At 66.5% G+C, this 7206-nt stretch carries 6 protein-coding genes and 1 pseudogene; 5 read left to right on the top strand and 2 right to left on the bottom strand.

Annotation, left to right across the window (positions count from 1 at the left end; all coding sequences use genetic code 11):
* The 5 genes from QZ753_RS14250 to QZ753_RS14230 all read left to right on the top strand — a co-directional run.
* A partial coding sequence (locus QZ753_RS14250; protein ID WP_294644505.1) for an ABC transporter substrate-binding protein occupies positions 1-822 on the top strand: 822 nt, incomplete at its 5' end.
* Positions 819-1823: an iron ABC transporter permease gene (locus QZ753_RS14245; RefSeq protein ID WP_294644503.1), complete on the top strand. Its 1005-nt coding sequence runs from the start codon at positions 819-821 to the stop codon at positions 1821-1823. The genes QZ753_RS14250 and QZ753_RS14245, both read left to right, overlap by 4 nt.
* Positions 1824-2023: 200 nt before the next feature.
* A complete protein-coding gene (locus QZ753_RS14240; RefSeq protein ID WP_367171518.1) occupies positions 2024-2659 on the top strand; it encodes a HupE/UreJ family protein in 636 nt (211 codons plus the stop codon).
* Between the two features lie 16 nt (positions 2660-2675).
* Positions 2676-3449: a hypothetical protein gene (locus tag QZ753_RS14235; RefSeq protein ID WP_294644501.1), complete on the top strand. Its 774-nt coding sequence runs from the start codon at positions 2676-2678 to the stop codon at positions 3447-3449.
* 213 nt (positions 3450-3662) lie between these two features.
* A complete protein-coding gene (locus QZ753_RS14230; RefSeq protein WP_294644499.1) occupies positions 3663-4034 on the top strand; it encodes a hypothetical protein in 372 nt (123 codons plus the stop codon).
* A gap of 358 nt (positions 4035-4392) precedes the next feature.
* Here the strand turns inward: QZ753_RS14230 and QZ753_RS21055 are convergent.
* Together QZ753_RS21055 and aztC are read right to left on the bottom strand one after the other, a co-directional pair.
* Positions 4393-4968: pseudogene (locus QZ753_RS21055) on the bottom strand (ZinT family metal-binding protein); the annotation flags it as partial.
* Positions 4969-6243: 1275 nt separating this feature from the next.
* A complete protein-coding gene (aztC, locus tag QZ753_RS14220) occupies positions 6244-7176 on the bottom strand; it encodes a zinc ABC transporter substrate-binding protein AztC (protein WP_294644495.1) in 933 nt (310 codons plus the stop codon).
* Positions 7177-7206 lie beyond the last annotated feature (30 nt).

Below are 7206 nucleotides of genomic sequence, written 5' to 3'. Positions count from 1 at the left end.
AACATGAGCGAGATGGCCTTCGCCCTCGGTCTCCAGCCGAACATGGCGGGCGTCACTGGCGTGACCGGCTGGTACAAGACGACGCCGGCCTTCGACGCCGCCAAGGGCGCGATCCCAGAGCTTGCGCCGAAATACCCGACCGTGGAGACCCTCCTGGCGGTCGAGGCCGACTTCTTCTTCGCCGGCTGGTACTACGGCATGAAGCCCGGCGGCGAGGTGACGCCCGACACGCTGAAGGCCAAGGGCATTGAGACCTACGTCCTGACGGAAAGCTGCGCCCAGGTGGACAAGACCCGTCCCCGCGCCTCGATGGACCTTCTCTACACCGACGAGTTGGCTCTCGGCACGATCTTCGGGCGCGAGGCGCAAGCGAAGGAACTTGTCGATGGCTGGAAAGCCCGCGTCGCCAGGGTGACTGAGGCCGTGAAGGACGAGGCTCCCGTATCGGTCTTCCTCTACGATTCCGGCGAGGACAAGCCGTTCACGGCGGGCAAGTTCGCCATGCCGACCGCGCTGATCGAGGCGGCGGGCGGCACCAATATCCTTGGCGACCTCGACATGAGCTGGGGCATGACTTCCTGGGAGGACGTCGCGGTGAAGAACCCGCAGTTCCTGATCCTGCTCGACTACCAGGACGGAGCCGGCTACGCCAAGCTCCTCGACTTCCTGAAGACCCACCCGGCGATGAAGGAGACGGACGCAGTCCGGAACGGGCGCTTCCTGCCGCTGCGCTACGAGCAGATCACGCCCGGTCCCGCCAACGTCGATGCGGTCGAGGCGCTGGCGAGGGCGCTGCATCCTGCCGCCTTCGCGGCGAAATGATGAGAGGTCGTGCCACGCTCGTCTGGATCGCCGGAGCGGGTCTCCTTCTTGCCCTGGCCGTCGCAGGCATCGCCTTCGGCTCGACGCCGATCGCGCCGGCCGAGGTACTGCGCGTTCTTGCCGGCGCGCTCGGGATCGGCGCCGAGCCGCACGGGCCGGTGGCGCGCATCGTCCTCGACCTGCGCTTGCCGCGCGTGCTTCTCGCGATCTGCGTTGGCATCGGCCTTGCCACGGTGGGCGTGCTTCTTCAGACGACGACGCGCAACGATCTGGCCGACCCGTTCCTGTTCGGCCTGTCGTCCGGGGCGGCGGCAGGCGCGGTGTCGGTCATCACGATCTTCGGGGACCGCCTCGGCGTCTGGACGCTGCCGCTCGCCGCCTTCGCCGGGGCTTTGGTCTCGGCCGTGGCGGTGCTGACCCTCATGCTGCGCCAGGACGGCCGGGGTCCCGAGCGGCTCGTCATCGCGGGGCTCGCGGTCTCGTTCCTGTTCGGCGCACTGACGACGCTGATGGTCTTCTCCGGCGACCAACGCGCGGCCTATTCCGTCCTGTTCTGGACGGCGGGCGGCCTCGGCCTGGCGAGCTGGTCGAACCTGCCGCTCGGCCTCGTCGGCGCGGCGCTTGCGTTCGGAACGGGGATGGCTCTGCGCCACCGGCTCGACGCCCTCCTTGGCGGCGAGGAGACGGCGGTCTCGCTCGGCGTCGATGTCGATCGCCTGCGCCTCGTGGTCTTCGCGCTCGCGGCCCTCGCCACCGCGGCGCTCGTCGCGCTGTCCGGGGTGATCGGCTTCGTCGGCCTGATGGTGCCGCATCTCGCCCGTGCGCTCGTCAGCGTGCGCCATGGCGTCCTCGTCGCGACCTCGGCGCTTCTCGGCGCGATCCTGCTTCTCGCCAGCGACCTCGCCAGCCGCGTCCTCCTCGCGCCGCAGGAACTTCCCGTCGGCATCGTCACGTCGGCGGCGGGTGCACTCTTCGTGCTGATTGTCGTCTTGCGGCGATGATGGAGCTCACGATCGGTGCCTGGACCACGACTTCGGCTCATCATTCTTATGGGTACGAACACTGCGTGTCGGACGGGAACGAGCAGCGCTTGGGTCAGCCAACGTAGCGCCTCCGCGATCGACATGTCGGCGATGTAACTTGCGGAACCTGGGCCTGCGATGCATCCCATCATCGGCGGGCTCATCGCACTGGAGGCAGCGTGATCGTCACAGATGCCGGACAATTCACGCCGCCGCAGTCGGGCGCGCAGCGATCTCCTTGGACGCCGGTCCTGGCGTTCGCAGTCGGCCTCCTGCTTCTGACGGATCACCCGGCCGCCGCCCATATCGTCGACCAGGCCGCAGGCTTTTCCAGCGGCTTTGAACATCCGCTGACGGGACTGGACCACTGCCTCGCCATGCTGGCCGTCGGCATATGGGGCGCTCAGATGGGAGGCCGTGCCGTCTGGACGCTGCCGGTGACGTTTCCGCTGATCATGACGCTCGGCGGCATCGCGGGGATGGCCGGGCTGCCGATGCCGAGCGTCGAACTCGGGATCGCGCTGTCCATCATGGTGCTCGGTGCCTCCATCGCGGCGGCCTGGCGACCGAGCGAGTTCGTCGCTCTTGCGATCATCTCGGTGTTTGCGCTCTTCCATGGCTATGCGCACGGAGCCGAGTTGCCGAGGGCCGCCGATCCCGCCAACTACGCCGTCGGCTTCGTGATCGCGACAGGGATGATCCACGTACTCGGTATCGGGGTGGGATTGCTCCTGTCCAGACCGTTCCGAGGCGTTTTGGCCCGGGCGCTCGGCGGCCTCATCGCGCTGGGCGGTGTCTGGTTCCTGCTGGGCTGATCGGCGGAACGCGTCCGTGACCGGAGCCCGCTCCCTTCTTGCTGCAGGCGCAGGCGCAGGCGCGCTGGCCGCAATCGTCGTGGCGCTGGCGTTCCCTGGCGAATGGATCGGCGGCGTACGAGCCGGCGCAATGTTCTCGATGGCCTCTCCCGATTGGTGGCTCGCCATCCTGGGGATAGGGCTCGTGCTCGGGGCGCAGGACCGTCGCACGCGCCCTGTGATTTGGGTCTCGCTGATAGGAGGCGCGGTGTCCGGCATCGCAGTCCGGCATTCCGCCCTCTGGCCCCTTCTCTCCAACCCTTCGATCTTCCGGTTCGTTCGCCTTGTCGGGCCATCCGCCTGTGCCCTGTCGGGCCTCGGGCTCCTCCTCAACAATCGTTGGCGATCTCCCTTCCTGACCATCCTCACTTTCGCAACGGCGACGGGGCTCTGGTTCACGGCGGCGGTGAACGATCCGACCTCGGAGGGCTACGGGTTCGCCGCCGGCTTCTCGTTAGCCTGCCTCTGCCTTGCCACGGCCGCCGCTCTCGTGCGCCGCTCGATCACAGGGTCTTGGACCCGCGTCGGAGAACGGATCGCCGGAAGCTGGCTTCTGACGATCGGCGTCCTCCTGTCCGCTACGCAATGGTTCCCCGTTGCTCCCCCCATGATCGATGCGCCGCTTCCGCCGACCCCCGTTGTCTCAAAACCCCTCGGGTTTCCGGAGCCGGACGTCGTGATCCGTCCTGACGGCGAGCGAAATCCCATGGGCTTCGGCGGACTGAACGGTCTGCCGAGAGGTACCAACTAGCAATCGTTCCGCCGGGACCGCTTGGGGCCGACCGGACGAGCGTGCAGCAACCGACCTGCTGCTGCATTTTCTCGCATACTCTGTTGGTCGCTGGATCACGAGCAGAGTCGGTGATGCGTCGGGACGAGTTGGAAAGGGGTCAACCTCCGCCCGACAACGTCGGATGCCCGATGGTTGAGGACACCTCTGACCGTCGCGGACGGTGAGCCCACGGTGTCGGATCTGGCGACAGCGACAGGAGCAAAGCTTGGTACGGTCTCTGCGCGTCCGCGTCTGCTCGATGCCGCCTCCCGGGTTGGGCGCCGCCGGGTGGGGCCGTCCATCCGTTGCGAGCTCGCCGACGGACATGGGCTCAAGATCGTGCGAGCGGTCATCGAGCACGCGAACGGCTTCGACTGCTCGCACGTCACGCGATCAAGCATGGACACCACCATGAGCGACCACGATCATCTCACGTATGACGAGCATCCATACGAGCACGGAGCGAACTGCGGCCACTTGGCCGTGCGCCACGGCGATCATGTCGACTATCTGCACGACGGTCACCCGCATCATCTTGGAGGTGCGGTGCGGCCGAGGCTGTGATCGAGGCCAGCGCGAATAACACTGCGCGCTGCACGCCGGAGAATGATCACAGGGCCGTTCCTCATGCTGATCACGTCGACGATCTCGTCAACGGCAGGCTCCATCACCCGCACGGCGACCACTGCGACGACCATGGGCCGCTGAATGTCGTTCCGACTTGAGCGTTTCGCCAACCGCGTAGGGCGATGATCGGACGATCGCGGTCCGGAGCGGCGATGGGTCCTCTCGGCGCGTCCGGCCTTCCATCCGTCCCTGTCACTTCCGCCTCGGAATGCCGTTGGGATCCGTGCGGCATCCAAGAACGAAAAGCGCCCGGCCGAATTGGCCGGGCGCTTGTGCTTTCGCGGCTTGGGTTAGCTCAGTGTGCCATCATCTCGCTGACGATCTGCGCGGGCTTCAACGACGAAGGGTAGTAGGTCGGCCAGTTCGTCACTTCCTCCAGAAGGGCCGCACGATCGTTGCCCCAGAAGAGGTGGTAGTGGTCGGCCTTGGCCGGAGCGATCCCGTGGTCGCTGAACTGGATGAACTGCGGGGCAGCGGCGTCGCCGTCCGTCTTTTGGAAGATGAAGCGCACGCCGCGGTTGCCCTTCTTGTAGGTAAGGGTCTCGCGGCCGCCATAGGCGTAGGTCCCCTTGGTCGGCTTGCCGTCCCTGTAGAAGGTCACGACGTCGCCCTCGATGGTGATCCGCTCGACATCGGTGCGGTAGCCGGTCTCGTACTCGTCCTTATATCCGGCCGCATCCATCGTGCCCGTCTCGGCCTTGTGCTGCCAAACGGGATCGAGCGTACCGTCCTGAAGGTATGGGTACACCGACTGCCAGTCGCCGACATAGTCGGACAACGGCCTGTCCCGGATCTGGCTGTCCTCGAAGTAGCCTGCGTAGATCTGCGGGTCGCCGTGACTATGGGCATGGCCCGAATGGTCGTGTCCATTATCCTCGTGGACGACGCCGCTGCCGCCCACGACGGCGATGCTGTAGGGCGTGCCCTCGACGGGAATCGTGCCCGCCTCCTTCAGTGTGTCTTTGGCGATGCGACGGACGAGGCTCACCTTCGGATCGGTCATGACGACCTCGTCGCCCGCCATGGCGAGCCGCGGGCGCGGATCGTTCCAGTGCCCATCCATCGAGTAGGGCTCGGTGACGCGGGCGCTTCCGGCGACCTTGCCGTCCAGGACATCGATCCGGTGCAGCGTGCCGTCCTCGGTCAGCACATAGCCGAAGCGGGCGTTGGCGGGATCGAGCGCGAAATCGACGCGCCGGAAGGGCAGTTCGATGTACCGGATGTGAGGCGTGTCGACGGGGTCGACAACCACCAGACCCTTGGCGCCGTGGTTGCCGAGGAACACCTGCATCGCTCTAGAGCCGAGCAGTGTCCCTGTGCTTTCCCCTGTTGGTAGGTCGGCGGTATAGGGCAGCATCCTGAATGCAGGCCCATCCTTCCCGGCGGTGACCGTCAGGATGCCTTCGTCACAGCCTGTTGCGAGATACGCGCCGGAGAAGGCCTCGCCGTGGATCCCGGTGCAGGTTTGAACCTCGCCGACGGGCGTCCCGTCCACCCTGACCTCCTGGAGACCGATGCGCTTGGGGGCTGCGTCGCCCTCGACGGGCGCGTTGGACGCGACGCTCGTGACCCACGCATCGCCGATCGGGGCGGCGTAGCCGTGATGTGCTCGCGCCTGGGGAAGACGTGTTGCTTCCACCTTGCCCTCGGCCAGCGTGTGCGCCTCAAGGACCGCGGCATAGCCGCCGCGGTCGAAGTTGATCACGACCTTGCCGTCGTGGTCGATCAGATGGAAGGGGCGGGGACCCGTCAGGGCTCCGTCCACGGCAGCCGGGTCGGCGATCGAGATGTCCGAGTGGTCGCCATGGGAGTGGAGGGATATGCCGCTGCGGATGAAGTGGACATGGTCGTCGTCGGACTGGACCGCCACAACGGCCGAACCGTTGTCGACGCCGTAGAGCTTGGGCTGACCGGTCGTTTCGAACGTCCACCGCCTGGCAGGGTCGCCGAGGTCGAAGGCCGTGACCTTCGGGACGTCACGGTCGCCGACGAACACGCGGTACAGCGTGACGTCCTCGTGCGCGTGGTCGGTGTCCTGCGCCATCGCGTTGGCCGTCAGGATAAGCCAGATGCCCGTCGCGCAGGCAAGGGATCGCAGCATCGTTGTCTCCGTTGGGAAGGAAGTCGGGGAAAGGGATGCCGGACCTCAGTTGGAAGTCAGGGCCGCCGCAATGGTTCGCGCGTTGTGGCGCATCATGTCCGCGTAGCTGGAGGCGGGCCCGCCTGAGGCAGAGAGCGCGTCCGAGTAGAGTGTGCCGCCGATCTCGAGGCCTGCCTCGGACCCGATCTGCTTGACCAGACGCATATCGGAAATGTTTTCCGCAAAAACGGCCGTGGCACGTTGGTCGCGGATATTCCGGATCAGGGCGGCGACGTCGGCCGCGGACGCCTCCGCGCCCGTCGAGACGCCCTGCGGCGACAGGAACGTGACGCCGTAGTCGCGCTCGAAGTAGCGGAAGGCGTTGTGTCCGACGACGCCGGTTCGCCGGTGAGTCGGGATGGCAGCGACCGCTTCCCTGATCTGCGCGTCGAGTGCGGACAGCTCCTCGCCGTAGGCTCTAGCCTTCGCCTCGTAGAAGGAGCAGTTCGGCCTGTCCGCGTCGCAGAAGGCCTTTGCGATGTTGCGGACGTAGACCTTAGCGTTCGCGACGGACTGCCAGGCGTGCGGATCGTTCGGCGTCGCGTAGAAGACCGCCTCGTCACCGTTGAAGTGATAGTGGCCACCGTTCGGATCGTTCAGGATGTCGGCGCCCTCGCTGAGTTCCACCAGCGGGGCGCTGGTGCCGCTGGCCTGAACGAGGCGCGGCAGGAAACCTTCGAAGGACAGGCCGTTGACGAGCACGACGTCGGCACGGGCGAGTGCCTTCGCGTCAGCCGGGCGGGGCTCGTAAACGTGCGCGTCGGCGTCGGAACCGACAAGGGTCGTCAGCTCGATGTGTTCGCCGCCCACCTGCCCGGCGAGATCGCCGATGATGGAGAAGTTGGCGACGACGCGCAAAGGCTCGGCCATGGCGGTTGTCGGCAGGACGACCGAGAGGAGCAACGGTGCGAGACCGAACGTCGGAAGATGGGCTATCATGGATGAGCTGTCTTGGTCGAAGCGTCGGAC

Origin of the sequence: uncultured Aureimonas sp., assembly GCF_913775355.1 — a bacterium.
Taxonomy (GTDB): Bacteria; Pseudomonadota; Alphaproteobacteria; order Rhizobiales; family Rhizobiaceae; genus Aureimonas.
Note: the sequence above shows the minus strand (reverse complement) of the source record. Positions and strands in the feature narration are given on the sequence as shown.

Excerpts from the sequence above, each read along its gene's own strand:
- QZ753_RS14245 (WP_294644503.1), top strand. The coding sequence starts at position 819 with ATGATGAGAGGTCGTGCCACGCTCGTCTGGATCGCCGGAGCGGGTCTC.
- aztC (WP_294644495.1), bottom strand. The coding sequence starts at position 7,176 with ATGATAGCCCATCTTCCGACGTTCGGTCTCGCACCGTTGCTCCTCTCG.